The sequence below is a fragment of the Sinorhizobium sp. 6-70 genome (assembly GCF_030124375.1).
In the GTDB taxonomy this organism is placed as follows: Bacteria; Pseudomonadota; Alphaproteobacteria; order Rhizobiales; family Rhizobiaceae; genus Sinorhizobium.
The window spans coordinates 1-16,489 of sequence record NZ_JASKLS010000020.1 but is presented as its reverse complement, the minus strand read 5'-3'; the positions used below and the strand labels follow the sequence as shown (position 1 = coordinate 16,489).

Annotated in this window: 16 protein-coding genes and 1 pseudogene; 6 read left to right on the top strand and 11 right to left on the bottom strand. The window is 58.0% G+C overall.

Features of this window, described 5'->3' with window-relative positions:
• Window positions 1-40: 40 nt before the first annotated feature.
• From sctS to QN222_RS27380, 10 genes are all read right to left on the bottom strand, one after another.
• The gene (gene sctS / locus QN222_RS27425; RefSeq protein ID WP_283965039.1) at window positions 41-301 is read right to left on the bottom strand and encodes a type III secretion system export apparatus subunit SctS; all 261 of its coding nucleotides are present in this window, start codon (window positions 299-301) and stop codon (window positions 41-43) included.
• Window positions 298-960, bottom strand: a complete 663-nt coding sequence (gene sctR, locus QN222_RS27420; protein ID WP_283965038.1) for a type III secretion system export apparatus subunit SctR — start codon at window positions 958-960, stop codon at window positions 298-300. Before sctR ends, sctS begins: the two co-directional genes overlap by 4 nt.
• Window positions 957-1,943 (bottom strand): FliM/FliN family flagellar motor switch protein, encoded by a 987-nt coding sequence (locus QN222_RS27415; RefSeq protein ID WP_283965037.1) that lies wholly within the window; start codon window positions 1,941-1,943, stop codon window positions 957-959. The genes sctR and QN222_RS27415 overlap by 4 nt, the downstream gene beginning before the upstream one ends.
• Window positions 1,940-2,617, bottom strand: coding sequence for a hypothetical protein (locus QN222_RS27410; RefSeq protein ID WP_283965036.1), 678 nt, complete (start codon window positions 2,615-2,617; stop codon window positions 1,940-1,942). The genes QN222_RS27415 and QN222_RS27410 overlap by 4 nt, the downstream gene beginning before the upstream one ends.
• Before the next feature lie 687 nt (window positions 2,618-3,304).
• Window positions 3,305-3,751 carry a YscO family type III secretion system apparatus protein gene (locus tag QN222_RS27405; protein ID WP_283965035.1) on the bottom strand — a complete coding sequence of 149 codons (447 nt, stop codon included), beginning with the start codon at window positions 3,749-3,751 and terminating at the stop codon, window positions 3,305-3,307.
• Window positions 3,748-5,124: a type III secretion system ATPase SctN gene (sctN, locus tag QN222_RS27400; RefSeq protein ID WP_283965034.1), complete on the bottom strand. Its 1,377-nt coding sequence runs from the start codon at window positions 5,122-5,124 to the stop codon at window positions 3,748-3,750. The genes QN222_RS27405 and sctN overlap by 4 nt, the downstream gene beginning before the upstream one ends.
• Window positions 5,124-5,750 carry a FliH/SctL family protein gene (locus tag QN222_RS27395; protein ID WP_284005681.1) on the bottom strand — a complete coding sequence of 209 codons (627 nt, stop codon included), beginning with the start codon at window positions 5,748-5,750 and terminating at the stop codon, window positions 5,124-5,126. The genes sctN and QN222_RS27395 overlap by 1 nt, the downstream gene beginning before the upstream one ends.
• Entirely contained in the window at window positions 5,729-6,472 is a 744-nt protein-coding gene (locus QN222_RS27390; RefSeq protein WP_284005680.1) for a hypothetical protein, read from the bottom strand. The genes QN222_RS27395 and QN222_RS27390 overlap by 22 nt, the downstream gene beginning before the upstream one ends.
• Window positions 6,469-7,233 (bottom strand): type III secretion system inner membrane ring lipoprotein SctJ, encoded by a 765-nt coding sequence (sctJ, locus tag QN222_RS27385; protein ID WP_283965658.1) that lies wholly within the window; start codon window positions 7,231-7,233, stop codon window positions 6,469-6,471. The genes QN222_RS27390 and sctJ overlap by 4 nt, the downstream gene beginning before the upstream one ends.
• A gap of 15 nt (window positions 7,234-7,248) precedes the next feature.
• A complete protein-coding gene (locus QN222_RS27380) occupies window positions 7,249-7,683 on the bottom strand; it encodes an EscI/YscI/HrpB family type III secretion system inner rod protein (RefSeq protein ID WP_283965657.1) in 435 nt (144 codons plus the stop codon).
• A gap of 1,579 nt (window positions 7,684-9,262) precedes the next feature.
• On the opposite strand from QN222_RS27380, the gene QN222_RS27375 reads away from it, so the two are divergent.
• From QN222_RS27375 to QN222_RS27350, 6 genes and pseudogenes are all read left to right on the top strand, one after another.
• A complete protein-coding gene (locus tag QN222_RS27375) occupies window positions 9,263-9,793 on the top strand; it encodes a SycD/LcrH family type III secretion system chaperone (RefSeq protein WP_283965656.1) in 531 nt (176 codons plus the stop codon).
• Window positions 9,794-9,803: 10 nt separating this feature from the next.
• Window positions 9,804-10,802: a type III secretion system translocon subunit SctE gene (gene sctE, locus QN222_RS27370; protein WP_283965655.1), complete on the top strand. Its 999-nt coding sequence runs from the start codon at window positions 9,804-9,806 to the stop codon at window positions 10,800-10,802.
• A gap of 47 nt (window positions 10,803-10,849) precedes the next feature.
• Complete coding sequence (locus QN222_RS27365; RefSeq protein WP_283965654.1) at window positions 10,850-11,854, top strand: hypothetical protein; 1,005 nt, start codon at window positions 10,850-10,852, stop codon at window positions 11,852-11,854.
• Window positions 11,855-11,905: 51 nt separating this feature from the next.
• Window positions 11,906-12,442 carry a hypothetical protein gene (locus QN222_RS27360; RefSeq protein WP_283965653.1) on the top strand — a complete coding sequence of 179 codons (537 nt, stop codon included), beginning with the start codon at window positions 11,906-11,908 and terminating at the stop codon, window positions 12,440-12,442.
• A gap of 385 nt (window positions 12,443-12,827) precedes the next feature.
• On the top strand, window positions 12,828-14,732 hold the full coding sequence (locus QN222_RS27355) for a secretin N-terminal domain-containing protein (protein WP_283965652.1): 1,905 nt from the start codon (window positions 12,828-12,830) through the stop codon (window positions 14,730-14,732).
• A gap of 101 nt (window positions 14,733-14,833) precedes the next feature.
• A pseudogene (locus QN222_RS27350) lies at window positions 14,834-15,030 on the top strand (IS30 family transposase); the annotation flags it as partial.
• Here the strand turns inward: QN222_RS27350 and QN222_RS27345 are convergent.
• A complete protein-coding gene (locus QN222_RS27345) occupies window positions 15,017-15,520 on the bottom strand; it encodes an NUDIX hydrolase (protein ID WP_284005679.1) in 504 nt (167 codons plus the stop codon). The pseudogene QN222_RS27350 and the gene QN222_RS27345 overlap by 14 nt on opposite strands.
• Window positions 15,521-16,489: the final 969 nt, after the last annotated feature.

The following is a 16,489-nucleotide window of genomic DNA, read 5'->3' as shown; positions in this document are numbered from 1 at the left end:
CACCTTCGTAGATGCGCACAGGGAAGGCATTCAATCGAACTCACACCGCGCCGATCTTGTCGAAGATCTTGATCGTATAGCGATTAAGCTCACCGAACCAGCTCTCGGTGACGACCAGTGCCAGACTCACGCCTATCAGCTTTACCACGAAAGGAAGTGTCTGCTCTTGAACTTGGGTCAGGGCCTGTAAGACACTGACGATCAGCCCCACCGCCGCGGCAACCAGGATTGTCGGCATCGACAGGACCAGTGTCAGGGTGAGCGCCTCGATCGCGGTGGTGCTGAGAGTGGCGCTGTTCACGACGCTGACCCCGCGTAAGACAAGACGAGGCCGTGGATCAGGCGCTGCCAGCCATTCACGGCAACGAACAAGAACAGCTTGAATGGCAACGATATCGTCATGGGCGAGACCATCATCATGCCCATTGCCAGAAGAATGTTCGAAATGACGAGGTCGATGACAACAAAGGGTAGGAACAATAAGAAACCGATCTTGAACGCGTCCTCCAGTTCGGATGTGAGGAAGGCCGGGATCTGAACCAGGAAATCCGTGTCAGTTACCGAAGCGCCGTCCTGCTTCTTCCATAATTGCCGGCTCGCATTGACGAAGAACTGTCGTTCCTGCCGCGATGTGTTTTTCTGGAGAAAATTACGCACTGGCTCGGCAGCAAGTATCATCGTTTCGCTCAGCTCCCGCGTATTTTCGAACACGATCGGCTTATCGCTCACTGCTTCATACACGCTCTTGACCACTGGCTGCATGATATAAACGGAGAGTAGGATCGCGAGCGCATTCAGGGCCATGTTCGGCGGTATGTTCTGAACGCCGAGCGCATTGCGTACCAGTCCAAATACGACGACGAGCTTCACATAAGAAGTGACGGTAATCGCAATGAAGGGGATGACCGCGATGGCGCCGAGCAGCGCGATCAGCATAAGGGGATCAGGCAACCCGTTCATGGTTCTGCCCGCGGTAAGCGCATGTCCACCACGCGCACACCTGTCCGCTCGGCGATACGCACCAGTTCTCCGGTTGCGACCACCTGTCCATTGATGCGCAAGCTAACATTGGCTGTGGCATCAAAACCTAGATCCAGTACCTGTCCGACAGCGAGTTCGCGAACCTGCCTGAACGGCATGGTCAGCTGTCCAACATCGACGTCAACTCGCAAGTTGATGCTGTCGAGGGTTTCCGGTGGGAGTGAGTCAGGTCTATCCATTACGGGATCCACTGCTGCAAGGACGGTAAGATGGCCATTCAGAATGGAGGCGCGAAAGCGAGGATTGTCAGAGCAAAATAGCAAAACAGTCATGGCGCCGTCAGGGGAAACGGGTGTGTTATCCAGCAGGATGACGTCACCGGACGCGAGTTGCTGCAGATCCGCCAGGGTAAGATTGATGCGGGCGATTAGCAGAGAGAGAAAAAGGCGGATGTGATCGACGACGGCGCACACGACGGGCAGCGCTGAGCAGCAGTCGGCGATCCAATGCAGCCCGTCGGCATCGAACTCTACCAGGCCGAGGAGGTCGCCTGGACCGTCCTGGCGAACGACCTTAAATGCGTGGGGAAGCGCTTCGGTGATCTCGGATGCGGCCCAGATGGGCCGCCTACCGCACCATTGTTCCACCTGGACAGCGACATCTCGAAGCACGATGTCGAACAGTAGTTCCCGCAAGGGGTCGTTGAGAGGCAGCGCAGTCACTTCGGGCCAATGTTTGACCGCCATGGGCGGGAGGAGCGACGAGTCGACTGCGACGCGAATATTGTGACCGCATACGCGCATCACTGCTCGGTAGTAGTCCGGTGGGAGGCGCGGCAGTGCCAATCCCGGCATGATAGCTTCGACATTGATGCCCGCAAGGTTGAAAGCGACCGGCAGTCGGGTAGCAAGACGGGACACGTCGGCAGCCTCACGCGGGACATAGCAGGGAAGATCAATCATGTACTCTTCTCAGCGACAAAGTGCAGTACTGGCTCCCACCCGCGAGATCGGCAATTACCGCCTTGTTCCTCAAAGATTGGGCTGTTACCGCATACCGCAACCGCGACATGTACGCCGAGCTGATTGGACAAGTCGCACGCAAAAGCATGGCCGTGTGACTTCAGGAGGTGCCGAAGCCGTTCGGATCGGATGTAAACTCTCAGGGCGTTGGGGCGACAACTGATGGTCACATGCGTGTTGCCAAACACCTCGCCCCTCAGCACGATGTGCACGACGCTATCGCCGACTTCGTCTTGACCGACCAAAATGTGCTCGATTATTGCTTGGGCCAACTCAGCGAGTTCGGCTGACCGAGACGGCTGCTTGGCCGATCCCAGACGCTCCACGGCATTCAGCACGGCACTGTCGAGCGAGGTGGCAAGCAAGGAAAGGAGGAGTGCGGCACTCCCGTTTTCCGCCGAATCATGTTGATCACCGCGGATCTTGTAGTCCGGGGCATCCTCGGCCAACTCGCATGTGTCCTTCTTCCCCTCTTCGAACTTTTGCGAGAACCGTTCGACATCCCGCAAATGCACGCTTTTCGGCGCAGGGACCCCTCCCGCTGAGCAGGCGGAATGGCCGCATTGCGTGACGGCCGAGATTCGAGCATTGATTGCCAACGGGCGTTCTCGCATCAAACTGTCTCCACTGACGCCGACGTTCATCGCAGTGATAGTGGATGACCTGATTTGCCGACTGTGGAAGTAATTGGACAGGACACTAATGACGAAGAGGTGCCGAACCACAATGGTATCTCTCAGCGGTCCCCTGCACCCGCCACCACGCGAAGCTTATATTGGTCAATCCCTACACGACTGAAGGAAGGGGATTTTCGTTGCAGACCATCGCCCCCATTGTGGCTGGAAGCAAATACGATTTCAGTATTGGGCCAGCTGCAGATGTTATGCCCGTCGCAGCGAGGATGCTCAGCGATTCGGCCCGAAAGATCCTGGAGCCAAGGAGGACCTTACGCGGTGCTATGCGGAGCTTGCGCCTGAGATGACGCTGACCAAACAACAAGGTAGGCCATGGAACACCAACCGCAATGCCCCGTTCCTCGCGGCATCCGTCACTTTGACGGGCTGGTCTGCGCCACCTCTCTTTTACGCAACTCGCTTATATTAATGATTTTCGTATGTTGTATTGTCCCATGTGGCATGGACTGAGCGCCCCTTCGCAACAAAATGGTCGCGCTGTTTTAATCGGCGGCACGGTTCCGATATTGCACCAAAGGGTGCTGGAGAATGCGGAGCCCGGCCAGGTCGCAGTGTTAAGCAACGCCATATCGATACCGAGTCACAGTCTCGCTCCTCGACAAGATCCTACAATTCTAACTCCGCGGCCCACTCTTCTTCCGCGGTGTCGCCGGCGTGGAGGCTTCGAACCAAATTCTCGAATTTAACCGCCTCGCGGTTTGCATCACGTGCTGCCTTGTGCGCCTCTTCACGTGCCTGCAGCCTTTGGTGGCCTTCCGTCAGGACCGCCTCAAGGCGCCTCTCGAGCAGCTGTTCGTACTCGTGCAGCGAGGCTATTTTCGCCTTCACCTCCTCAAGATCGCTGACAGCGACAGTTTCCCCGATTAACGCATCGTATAACGCGGCTTCTCGACGGGGGCGCTCTTGCTGCCAGGTACGCAGCTCCATCAGAGCGGTATCGACAGCTGCGGCAGCTTTGCCAAGGGCTGAGTGCCGTACTTGTAGCGTCTCTTCGGCACGGCGACGCCGCAATTGCTTCAACTCAAGGAGTTGATGTACCGCCTTGGGAATCATGCCAGGCACGCGGTGAGCTTGTGAAGCATCGTTTGGAAGCCGATCTGCTCTCTCCTCGACTGTCGCAGGAAACTTCGTATATCGTCTATCTTCGCGATAGCCGTATCGGCGAGAGGATCTGCTCCTTGCTTGTATTCTCCGACGCGTATTAGTAGTTCCACCTCTTGGTATTTCGCCATGAGCTCCCGCAGCCTACCTGCCAGCTTCTCATGCCGCGAAGAGACAATCGTGCTCATGACCCGGCTGACACTTGCCAGGATGTCGATGGCTGGATAGTGATTGGACATCGCCAGAGTGCGCGAGAGCACAATATGGCCATCCACGACAGAACGGATTTCATCGGCCACGGGTTCGGCCATGTCATCGCCCTCCACAAGCACTGTATAGAAGGCCGTTATCGATCCGCAGTCGTTGTTTCCGGCCCGTTCCACGAGCCGCGGCAAAGTCGCGAAGACCGATGGCGGGAAACCACGCTGTGCGGGCGGTTCACCTGCAGCGAGACCGATCTCCCTCTGCGCGCGCGCAAACCGGGTTACTGAATCCATAAGAAGCAGCACACGCTGTCCCTGATCGCGATACCATTCGGCGATTGCCGTGGCCACGTAGGCCGCCTTCACCCGCTCCACGGCGGGACGGTCGGATGTGGCAACGACGAGAACCGATCTCGATCGCGCTTGTGCGCCGAGATTGTGTTCGATGAACTCCTGCACCTCTCGGCCACGCTCGCCAATCAACGCTACCACCGTCAAGTCGACCGCTGCGCCGCGCGCCAACATCGACAACAGTGTACTCTTGCCGCCGCCCGCTGCGGCAAAAATTCCCATGCGCTGCCCCTCGCCGCACGTCAAAAGACCGTCGAGTGCGCGTACACCCAGCGGAAGAACGTTGTCGATCATCCGCCGGTTCAGGGGATCCGGCGCGTCGCCGTGTACCGGCACGCGGGTCTCTGAAAGCAAAGGGCCATGGGTGGGCTCGTCAAGAGGGCGCCCGAGACCGTCAAGTATCCGGCCGAGCAGGTTCCAGCCTGCTGGAGCCATCAGAGGCTTCCCAAGCGGTATCACCTCGGTGCGGGTAGAAAGTCCCTGCAACTCCCCAAGCGGCGTCAGAATGGCGATGTCGTGCTGAACGCCGACGACTTCCGCTGATAGCTCGAAGTGGTTTTCGCGGTTGCGCAGCATGCACAGGTCGCCGATGCGGGCGCCGGGGACCGTGGCACGGATGATCGTTCCAACAATCTGAAGAACACGACCGCGGAGCCGCATCGTTGATGTCTGGGCAACCTCCCTGCCCGCAAGCTGGAAGAAGCGTTCGATGTAGTCCTGCGAAGAATTATTGAAGGCTGCTGCTGGCAGCGGTTCGGGCGGCTTGGGCATCACCTGACAGAGGCTCCCAGGCTGTTCCGCAGGCCGCTTTCGATCAACGCCAGCTGCGCTTCGATCGTGGCGTCGACCAGTCCAGCATCAGTTTCAAGGATGCACCCGGCATCATTGACGCACGGATCGGGAACCACTTCGACGATGGACCGCGATGTCATTGCCGGAAGGAGCTCGTCCAACCGTTTGCGAACCGTTTCAACAAGCGATGGTGTTACGCGCAACCGGACAACAGAGCTCTCGCCAACGAATCTCAGACTCTGCAAAGCAATATCCACTGCCGCTTTCTCCGGCGCGACGGTATCGATAATCCGGCGTGCGATGTGCAAGGCCATGTCTACAATCCGCTGTTCATTCTGCTCCATGATCCGCAGTGACCCCAAGGCGATTGCAGCCAAACGATCCTGGATTTCCGCTTGCGCTGCTTTCAACCCCGCCTCTTTGGCTGCCGTCTCGATCGTGGTCGCGGACTCGCGCGCTGCAGCAGTGAGCGCGTCCGCCTCGCGTCGCGCCCGATCGAGCAGTTGCTCGGCGTCCACCATCGCCTGCGCGCTCGCCGCCGGCAAGATCCGCCCCGGGCCGAGAATGCCGACCGCTCCGGACGTCAGTTGAACCAGTGCGACCATGTTGGCATCGATTTTCGGACCAGGCGCCGCATGGCACGAAACGCGTCCTCGCCAGCCGTGTCGTTGCGGCAGGCGTCCGCCGCCGTCATCCAGATCGACGCAGGGCGGCGCAATCTCAGTCGGGCCCGCAGCATCGGTGGGATGCCGCCAATCGCAAGGCCGAACATCGCCGCACCGCAGTGGAGCAATGCACCAGGCTCGCTCGGCGTCTTTGAAGCGCCGAGCGCCGACATCAATTCGACCGTTGGTCGCGGCAGAAGTGCAGCATGCGAAGCGAATGCGACAGCCTCTTCTCCAAGGATCGCGCGCGCCGCCTCAACATCGACGTTCCGAAGAAGGCCCAAGAGACTGGGCACACCGATCCAAGCGCCGGCCAGACACATGAGGCGCACGGCGTCCGGCGCCGGCAATAGAGCGAGCCGCGCGCGTTGTGCATCGCTGGCCGAAATAATGGCAGACGGAGCTGTACATTGTTCGCGAAGCAGCCAGCGTCCAAGTTTCACGCGGATGAACGGGTCGGCCAGAGCGGTACCCAGGGTAGCGGTACCCAGGGGCATCCAGTCGGGCCAATCACTCGCGATAGCGATATCGAGATCGGCAGCAGGATCGGCAATGCAGCGCATCAGCGCCCCCGCCCATGGCGCGTTAAGCCAGTCATCCGAAGTCGCTCGCGAGCTCGTCGCGGTTATAGCTGGTTTGTTCGCTTCGTTTTTTGAATTCATGACGCCGCCCCAACGGGCGTGCGGCGGAAGCGCCGCCGCCACAGGAGTAATGCAAGCGCGACATTGCCAATTAGCAACACCGCCATGCCGGCTGCGAGCCCCATCAAAAGGTAGAATTGGTCGCTGCCTTCCGTCGGCGAGGCAGCCCCATCGACGGGACCCACCGAGGCATCGTCCTGGTGAGCCTCAACCAGGACGACCGAGACCCGATCGTAGGACAGACCCTCCAGGCTATTTGCGACCAATTCCTTGATCTTCGGCACGATCTGATCAATCGGAGCGCCAGGTTTGTAACGGACGAGCACGCCAGCACTTGAGGGTGAGGCCGTATTAAGGTCATCACCCGCGTTTTCGGGCAAAACCGCATGGACCCGCGCATTGAGCACGCCGTCGATACTGGACAAAGTCCGAGAGAGTTCCTGTGTCGTACCATAAATAAAGCGCACACGCTCCTCTGTCGGCGATGAGATCATCCCTTCTTTGTTGAAGAGAGTCGCCAGATCCGCGAAGTGTTCGCGAGGCAGCCCAGCACTATCCAACACATCCATAGCACGCGGCACGTCCTTCGTAGGCACCGACAGGGACACATTACCCCTGCTGTCTGTCGCCCGTTCGGCATGGATACCTTGACGCAGAAGGGACGCAAGCATTTGGTTAGCCTCACGCGCAGAAAGATCGCGGTAGAGCTCTATCTTCGATCCACAGCTCACCAGCGTGAGTAGCACAACAGGTGCCACCACCCGCTTCAATGCACGTGACACCCCCACCATTGTCCCTCATTGGCTCTTCAGGAATGTATCGAGACTTTCGGTAGCCTTTCCAACCATCTTGGCCGCAACGCCGTACTGCAAGGTCATGGCCGATAGCGCGAGTTGCGCTCGCAGCCAGTCAGCCGAGCGGATTTCCCCCGGGTTCAAGCGTTCTGTAGCCCTGCGAGTGGCGTCAACGGCGTGGGTAAGGCTCGTGCTCAGGTTCTCCATCCCGCCGAGCATGCCATCGGGTGTGCGAACGACGTCAGGTCCGCGCCCCTTCTCCTTCGACCCGTCGCCAGCGGTAATCAGTAGAGCGTTGTCGCGTTCCAACGCTTCTGGCCGCTCGAGTGCGGCACGAAAGGCCTCGATGGATTCAGCTGGCAATATCGATGCGGCCGATGTGTCCGCCATCAACTTGGCCGGCAGTGTTTGCGAGAAGATCTTATGCACGCTGCTCATCAGATGCTCCGTTCTATAGTATGTGCTGGCACCGTCTTGCCCAAGGCTGAGAGGAGCCCGTCGAGGCCGGGGTCGCCACCTGGGACACGCCCTAGCACAGTAGTGCTTTCGCTTGAGCGCCCTGCGACCTCAAGAACCAGGGCTTGAAACGCCATCCCATATGCGTCATTCGCGTCGGCAAGAGGACGGAGACGTTCCAGCGCTGCCTCAATATTGCCTGCCGTCAGATCTGCAAAAGCGTAAGCAATGACGCATTCCCGGCTACCCGGCGCAATTGCGTCAAGCCCCTTTGCGATCCGCCTCGCCCGCACGACGTCGTTCGTGATGGAAGCCAAGAATGCGGTTGCGGCGAGATGTCGGCGGAGATCAGACAAGGTAGACATGTACGCCGAAATTCTCCTGGTTCGTAGTTTGTACGTTGCCTGCCAGTAATACACGCCATATCTGCTCGCTTACCTCATCAGGGAAAAATCCATCGTGCCAGGTTCCCGCCGGTAAGAGCATGGCTATGAGATCGATGCTGCTGACCAGGTCCGTAAGCACTTGATCGGGGCTTCTGCCGACAATCAAGCCAGTCGAAACTATCAACTCTCATGAGCATTTAATTCGGCCAACCGGTCGGCGCAAATACAATGCCGGTATGGTGCCAGACCGGCTGCATATGGATAATCGATGCGCGCGTTTCATCGCTCGGTCCGCCCACAACAGCTTGAAGCGGCCGGCTGCGCATCAGCCAAGCGGTCTGCGAGACCTATTCAGACGGGTGCGTTTTTCGTAGCGGTTTGAACTAGAAACCGGACCGGATCTATCCGGCCATGGTCTTACCGACAATCTCTTGCCGAGACGCGTTCACCCAACGTCTCGAGGATTATGAGTGGGAGCCATCGTTTGCAGCACGTGCCCGAACAGCTGGCTCTACTGCATGTCGCCTTTAATCGTAGCCGATTAAAGGACAAGAACATGCAGCAATTCAAAGTGATACAGCGTCCTTTGCGCGTCTGAAAAGACGCGCGGCGCTGTAGGGCCAGGAACCGGCAGGTTCCCGCAGCAGTCGGCATCGAGTGCACCGTTTCATAACGGCCGCCGATGTGTTCATAGCGATCAAGTATTTTGCGCCTTGCAAGGCCTCAAGTAATGATGCGAGCAAATGTTTATGTCTGGGGTTTGATGTCGCAAGCGTGGCCCGAACATCGACAGACCGTGTGCTGGTCAGGCTTTGACCGCCCGTTCCCGAGAGCAGATGGTTCGTCCGTACTCGAGCATGCTGCGCCACAGTCGCATTGGCATAGCAAGCCGTAGGAAGCCTCATGGACCTCGATGAAACGATACAGAGTGCGCAACAGACAATTGTGCAGATAGATAGTCTCCTGAGGAAGACTCGCGAACAACTTGCCCGGTGCGCGCAACTGGTCGGCGACAACGCGATGAGCTCCGCTTCAATTGCCGCATGCATGGAAGCCGAAGACGAGGATTTTCAACGCCGGTATTCTTGCGAGGCAGTGACTTCAAGCCACGTCGTGCCGCCAGCGCCCAATTCGCATGTCCCACGCATTAAGCCGACGAGACAGAGGATTTGATAATGATGACGGCGACGGAGTTTAATCCTTTGAAGGCTGGCGATGCAGCCGACATGGCGCGGGCGGGACAGCTCGCCGCTGAGCTCATGGCTGGGCGCCTTGATCTAGCTGCCATCATTGGGATCACTGATGAGGAGATTGAAGCTCTCTATGTGCTTGGCCACCGCTACTATTCCTCCGGCAAGTACGAGGAGGCGCTGAATTTCTTTCGCTTCCTCTGCTTGCACAGACACATCGACGGGCGTTTCTGGTTCGCTTTGGCTGCTGCGAGCCAGATGCTAGGTGACGCAGAAAGGGCCGTGCATGCCTATCGGCTTGCAGCGCTTCTGAACAGCGAGGATCCGCAGATACCGCTTCGCGCTGCGGAATGTTTCATCAGGCTCGACCAGTCCGCAGCGGCCGTCAACGCACTCGAGGGTGCCTTGGCACTGAGTGCTAGAAAGCCCGAGCACGCAGTTTTCAGCCGACGCGCTCTAATGATGCTGAATCGGCTCAGATCAGAAGCGGCGACCCAGGGGGGCGATGATGCATAGCTGCACTACGATGACTGTCGTTCGCGAAGCAACACCACAAGTCGGGACTGCTCCTCCAGTCGACGCCTCCATTATTGACTTTCCAGCCAATGCCCAGGGCGTCGACGTAGTGCCGCCACCAATTTCCGAAAACGCTGTCAAGTCAGATGCTATTCCGAGCTTACCGGCGCCTCGTTCGTTGGATGGGATTGAGTTCCTTGGCACGTTATTGACCCTGAAGACCAAGATGGACGACGGTCTGGTCGCGTCGGGCATCCAGGATGCGCGACACTGGGGTGAGCAGCAAAGAGAATTGCACAAAAAGATCGCTGCAAACATCATTGAAACGGCGAAAAAGTTGGCGGAAGCAAAGAAGAGCTCCCACGCCATGAAATTCCTGGGATGGCTGGCGGTTGGGCTCTCTGTCTTGGCTGCCGTCGTGACCGGCGGGGCTCTGTCTGTGGTCGCAGCAGCAGTGACTGTCGGAGTCGCGACACTTGTCGAGACGGGTGTTGTCGAAAAGATGACCGAGGCAATTGCGAAGAGCCTCATGAAAGACGGAATTAAGGAAGGCGAGGCCAAAAAGTTGGCCCTGGGCATTACGATTGGCATTCTATTCGCCATATCGGTGCTAACGCTAGGCGCCGGGGTGGGTGGAGCTGGAAATCAAGCGTTGCGCACCACTGCCTTGTGGAGCCGCTTCGGGGAGGCGGGGGCGTCTAATTCCGTCAAGGTTGTCCAGATCAGTCAGCGGGTTTCCAGTGCCGCTCGAGTCGGCGAAGCAATTTCTTCTCTGGGAGGGGCCGGGGCCGGCATAGCGAATGCCGTCCAGCAGAAGGAGGCAACGGATACGCAGGCGCAAACGTTGGACATCAGACGGTTTGTTGCCAGGCTGAGGCAGCTTCAAGACGATGAAATGGAGTTTATCAGTCACCTGCTCCTCGATAGGGAAACGACCACACAAGAGGTTGCCGACGCCATTGAGAAACAAAGCCGCTCCAACGCGAACCTCATACGACACTTCGGCTAACAGCCGCTTGGAGTCGCATTCACCTATTCAGCTTAAGGAGCGCAGTCGTGCTCGATACAATTGATCAGGCAAGCGGCGGTCGCGACTACGACCTGTCGGACCGTACCGCGCAGCACCAACTTCCCTTGATGGCGACCCTTGCAACCGTCCACCAGCCTAGCGCGTTGGAAGGCGAGATCACGCTCCCTCGGACAGATCTCTTCGATCGGGCGCGGGATTCGTCAATCGGGATTTCCACAAGAGCCGATGTACCCCGGTTCGCGGACTTTGCAATCCAAGAGAAGCTCTCAGGCACGCTGGCGAAGGCGAAGGACTTCGCTACGACGGTCGACATATCAGCAGTCGCGTCACTCGTCCTCCGTCTCAATAGGGAGTACCGCGAGGCGGCTCGAGAGGACCGATGGGCTGCGCGTGACGCTGAGATGGCTGGGCAGAAAGCGGCGGCCAAAGCGCTTCGCGATTCAGGGGTATGCCAGTTATTAGGTGCGATAGCCATCTCTTGCGGTGCTATGGCCGGTGCTGGCGTGAACCTCAAGGGCGTCCGTCAGATTGAAAAGCAATTCAATGCGCACGACCGTGCGCTCAAGGCGCCGATTGCGGACAATTCCGCGACGCGGCTTTCGGAGGGTAACCTTGAAGGCAGGGCACAGACTCCGGACAGAAGTGGATTATTCGACAAAAGCGCTACGTCTACCCAGCCGGGAAACCACGACGCCCCGCCATCTGGTGACACGGCGGAGGCGTTTAACTTTACGTCCATCATCCAAGCACAAACAGCCGCGCAGACGGAAGGGATGCGATGGAGTGCGATGGGCACGATCGCAACGGAAGCCTCAAAGCTGCCCGGCGCCGGCTTGAACATGGGCGCTACCCATTTCCAGGAGGAGAAGGTGAGGCTGGAGGCGGATAGCACCAAGGCGCACGAGCAGGCAGAGGACGAAAGCGAATTCATCGCAAACTACGAAAAGTTGATTCAGGACATTCTCGAGAAACTTGCTGAAATCCGTCGCACCGATACCGAAATGAGAAGCAAAATCATCAATATGGGCTAAATTCTCGAGCACAGTTCGACGACGATTAACCGAGATCTGGGGAAAGTGAAAATGATCGACTCAACGTCGCAGCCCTACACTTCGGCCATCCAGATAGGCAATCTCCTCCCGCGTGGCCTGCCGTTGTCTGCGACTATGATGGTGATCCTAATGGAGCGGTATGACATCAACGAGAAGCAAATCCGAGCTGAACATGATGACATGCAGATGCGGAACAACTTATTGAAAGACATGAATGCCGCGTTGGCTGAGCTGCGTAAAAATCGCCCTGCCGATGAACACGCAATCGTCTGGTATGGTGAGTTCGTCGATTTCCAGGGTATTACGCACGACGTGCATCAGTGGATGCTGGACAACGGCATTCCCATCGAGCAAATCAAAAACGACAACGCAGGCGTGCAGTCGGAGTTCGACGCTGCCATCAACAATCTTAAGGCCGCCATTGATAGCGCCAACAGCGAAGGCCAGATGGCCCTCATTCGGCTGCAGGGGCTTCTGGATAAATTAAATCAGGTTCTTGAACTGATGTCCAACCTCCTTTCGAAGGACTACAAGACCAAGGAAACCGTTATCGCGAACACGCGATAAACACGGCAGCCACTCAAGGAGTGCGAGAAAGGCAGTGATCTCCCGCTCACCCAAATACAGTGCCAGTCATGTGTACACTGCGGCGGTGAAGAGAAAGTATGATTCAATGCGCGTCCCAAGCGCGGAGCCCCCTCCATCACCAGCGCGCAGGACGTTGCCGGCGCTGTTTTGTCTACTTATTACCGGGTGTGCTAACTTCGACTCGATTGCTGAACCTGACCCCCTTCTCGCGCCGCCAAGCTTCGGCTCGCTTGAGTCCGGACCATCCCTAGGTGGAGCGCGGGGACCGCAAGCACGTGGCTTTGAACTGCTGGCACAGCCGCCGGCCGAGGCGGTCACCGCCACCGTGGAACGAACGCTGCCGGTCATGTCGGAGAACAGGCGCGTGAGCCTCGACTACACCAATGCCGACATTCGGCAAGTCGTGGAGGATGTTGTCGGCGATATTATGAGCATGCCTGTGATCATTGATCCGGGCGTGGGTGGGACAATGACGCTTCGTACCTCTGGCCAAGTGCCTGCTAGCGATGTGCCGCGACTGCTCGACCAAGCGCTGGGGCCCTACGGCTACGGATTGGCGGTGGTCGAGCAGGGAGTTCGGGTGGGGCGTTTGACCGACCTCGCCGGCGGAGTCCGAAGCGAACTTCAAGTTATTCCAGTTCGCTATGTCAATCCGGCCGAAGTCATCGAGGTAATCCGACCGAATGTCGAAGAGAGCGTGCGTCTGAAACCAGCGCCAGGGCAGCGGGGAATCGCCATCACGGGGCCGCCCGGCGCCGTGAGCTCCGTACGCAAACTAATCAGCCTATTTGACAATGATGCCATGCTCCACAAGTCGTTTGCGGTGTATACGCTGTCTCAGGCGAGTCCAGCCGCGGTCGAGCGAGAACTCGGTTTCTTGTTCAATCAAAATGGCCACGGCACGGAGCGCGTCCGGTTTGCCGCGCTCGAGCGTTTGAACGGCATCCTTGTGGTGGCGGACGATCCTGCGTCACTCAAGCAAGTCCGTCGGGCTGTCGCCAAGCTGGATATCGCATCCGAGGCGACGACGAACATTCACGTACGTCCACTGCAGAACCGAAGAGCAAAGGAAGTGGCGGATGTCCTGGCGCAGGCCTATGGCGCCAAGATACCCGGTACCAAAGGTTCCCCGCAAGTCGCGGGAGAGTTTGGCGAGCTCTCAGTCGGAGGTAACGCATCTAAGCGATCGAGCCTGCCAGTCAACCTGCCCGGCCTTCCGGACCAAGGGCCGGACACATCCGCGTTAACAAACGAGGCGCAGGACGAAGCGGTTCTTTCAGCAGTGAGTCTCGGCCTCTCGCGGCCTGTGCGCATCCAGGCCGACACCGGACAGAACGCGTTGGTGATCATTGCAGCACCGCAAGACTACAGGACAATCGAGGCCGCAATTCGTCGGCTGGACGTCAAGCCTCGACAGGTTCTCATCCAGGCCATTGTCGCCGAGGTGCGGTTGAGCAAGCGCCTGAAATACGGCCTGGACTATCTTCTCTCGTCTAGGGGCTTGGGTGGGGTTCCACAAGGCGGCTTGTCGTATGTATTTCCCGGTTCGGACGTCAACGCCGTGTTACACGCGCTGAGTGGGCTTGGAGACGTAAAGGTTGTATCGGCGCCACGTATTCTGGCTCTCGACAATCAAACCGCGACAATTCAGGTGGGCGATCAGGTGCCGATTTTGACGCGAGCATCCCAATCCACCGTGAGTGAGGGCTCCCCAGTGGTGAGCGACATCGAATTGCGCGACACAGGCGTAATCTTGGCTGTTACGCCTCGAATCGGCGCAGGTGGTAGTGTAACACTCGACACCTTTCAGGAGGTCAGCACCGCCGACAAGAACACACTGACCGATCTTCAGTCCCCGATCATTTCGGTACGCCGCCTCCAAAGCACCGTATCGACAGTAGACGGTGATACGATAGCGATTGGCGGTTTGATGCAGGATAGCGTGGAGCATGCCAATGGCGGCTTTCCAGGGCTGAAGAGCATTCCCTTGCTTGGACCGCTATTCCGCAACACGGAACACACCAGTTACCGAACCGAGCTCTTGGTGCTGCTCAATCCTCGGGTGGTTGATAGCGACGCCGACGCATGGGCTTTGACACAGGAGTTGCGGGAGAAATTCGAATCACTAGCGCCGGATCTCGGCCGCCGACTAATGCCCCGACCGCGAGGTGGTCCATCGCTATCGATGCGGCAGCAAACCGCGAAGGATGGATATCGAAGACAGACGCGGGATGCTGGGCCTGGATCGTCGCCGCATTCTGCGCCATGAAGGTGTCCAGCGCATCGATCGGGCTCGCCGTCTCGTACGGAAACAGGAGCGTGAGACCCGAGACCCCGACACGGCGCTGCTTTTGCTGGTCGTTGAGCAGGAAGGGCGATCTTCTTATCCTCCGACGCGAATTCGGCGACGCCAATGGCACCTCGCTAGTTAAGCGCAAGAGCCGCTACACGGTGATGATCAAGAATGGCAGCCGCCACTCACTGCCGAACATGGACAATCGTCAGGACCGACGCTCAGGATGCCTCCCGTCCCTGGAGCTATGCGGGAGCCCTTTACGTTTCACCGGCTGCAGTTTTCAGCGGGATTTTCTTCAACACAGTCGTGAGCAATCCCTTCAACTCGGGCTCCTGAACACGAGAGGCCGCCTCAATCGGCGAAAGCCACTCGAGTTGCCTTTCTCCCCGCTCTGGAAACTTGCTGTGGGTTCCACCCACCTTGAGCAAGTGCGCCGCGACCACCGGAACAACTTTCCTGCCGTTCTCAAGTGTTTTGACGTAGGTGTAATAGCCCAAGGGGCGTTTTTTCGCTTTTCCTAGAATGCCCGCCTCTTCCCACGCCTCCCGCTCCGCAACACGGTGAGGTTTCAGTTTCTTGATAGGCCACCCTTTTGGTATCGTCCACCGGTGAGAGTCTCGCGTTGTAATGAGCAAAACCTGAACGCTTCCGTTCTCGCCGAACCGGTGGCAGATCGCACCAATCTGTTCGACAACGCCATTTTTCATCATGGTGGCGGCCAATGGCGCGAGGCGCGCAAGGTAGCGTTCGTTGTTTTTCATTTGCGTACCTTTACCAAGACAGGCGGCTTAATCAAAAAGAGCCACGCGGTTGTCGCAGACGGCAGAATCTTTGATCGACCGTAGGGTGAGTTCACGACGATGGATGACAGATCCGATGCTGCAGGACATGCGCGAGGACGCGATCTTTTTCTGACCTCGCCTAGGCCACCAGTAGCTTGCGAGACTTGATTAGATTTCCGGCAACGCCTTTGCCGAAATGGAGCACGTATCGTGCCGCACGGCAACATTGTTTTAAAACAATAAGATAGCAGCCATGCGCCTTGTTCTGTGTCCGACATTGTCGAGGGTGTGACACTGCGCTTAGCCAATACGAAAGGCGCTTAGTCGTCGACCGCACCCGTGCAAGAGCGAAGCGATCCCTCGTCTATGAGCTCGATCTCCACCGACCTTGATCAGATGCTATCTGGGCCCACCGCCCACTATCGCTTGACGATTTCCCGAGTCTTCAGGCGCATTTGTCGATCCGCAAATGCCTGATTTGAGCGGTCACTATTTGCGTCATCCGAGGAAACGGCGCGAGAGCGCAGAGGCGAGTTGCGCAAGCTTGCTCGGGTGTCAAATGTGCGCCAATTGGTGATAGAGCGGATCGCTGCTGGATGTGCCCATCCAATTAGCCGAGGTCAAAGATGTATCACTTGGGTAGTCGATTGGGGCGCGGCAACCGACGTTCAGAAGATCGTCAATGGCCGGAGGTTGTTTGTAGATAAAGTAGAGTGTGTGTTTTCGCCCGATTGAACGTTCGATGTGGAGCGGATTTCCGGGACGGGGTTGCTTTGTACGCTCCCTCGCTCGAACAAAAAGCGCAGCTATCACGACCCCCTACACGGGCCGTGATCAGTTGGCACGCCTGTTGCAATTCCCTCTGCATGACAGCCGGGTGCTGTCGGTCTTCGGAAAAGTGGCCTGGGAGGCCCGGCCTGTTGCCGGACTAGGCCCGCGTGGAGGATA

Coding starts and splice junctions, on each gene's coding strand:
- QN222_RS27405 (WP_283965035.1), bottom strand. CDS start 3,751: ATGATTCCCAAGGCGGTACATCAACTCCTTGAGTTGAAGCAATTGCGG.
- QN222_RS27395 (WP_284005681.1), bottom strand. CDS start 5,750: ATGGTCGCACTGGTTCAACTGACGTCCGGAGCGGTCGGCATTCTCGGC.
- QN222_RS27410 (WP_283965036.1), bottom strand. CDS start 2,617: ATGCGAGAACGCCCGTTGGCAATCAATGCTCGAATCTCGGCCGTCACG.
- QN222_RS27375 (WP_283965656.1), top strand. CDS start 9,263: ATGATGACGGCGACGGAGTTTAATCCTTTGAAGGCTGGCGATGCAGCC.
- sctE (WP_283965655.1), top strand. CDS start 9,804: ATGACTGTCGTTCGCGAAGCAACACCACAAGTCGGGACTGCTCCTCCA.
- QN222_RS27390 (WP_284005680.1), bottom strand. CDS start 6,472: ATGAATTCAAAAAACGAAGCGAACAAACCAGCTATAACCGCGACGAGC.
- QN222_RS27360 (WP_283965653.1), top strand. CDS start 11,906: ATGATCGACTCAACGTCGCAGCCCTACACTTCGGCCATCCAGATAGGC.
- sctR (WP_283965038.1), bottom strand. CDS start 960: ATGAACGGGTTGCCTGATCCCCTTATGCTGATCGCGCTGCTCGGCGCC.
- QN222_RS27380 (WP_283965657.1), bottom strand. CDS start 7,683: ATGAGCAGCGTGCATAAGATCTTCTCGCAAACACTGCCGGCCAAGTTG.
- sctN (WP_283965034.1), bottom strand. CDS start 5,124: ATGCCCAAGCCGCCCGAACCGCTGCCAGCAGCAGCCTTCAATAATTCT.
- QN222_RS27345 (WP_284005679.1), bottom strand. CDS start 15,520: ATGAAAAACAACGAACGCTACCTTGCGCGCCTCGCGCCATTGGCCGCC.
- QN222_RS27415 (WP_283965037.1), bottom strand. CDS start 1,943: ATGATTGATCTTCCCTGCTATGTCCCGCGTGAGGCTGCCGACGTGTCC.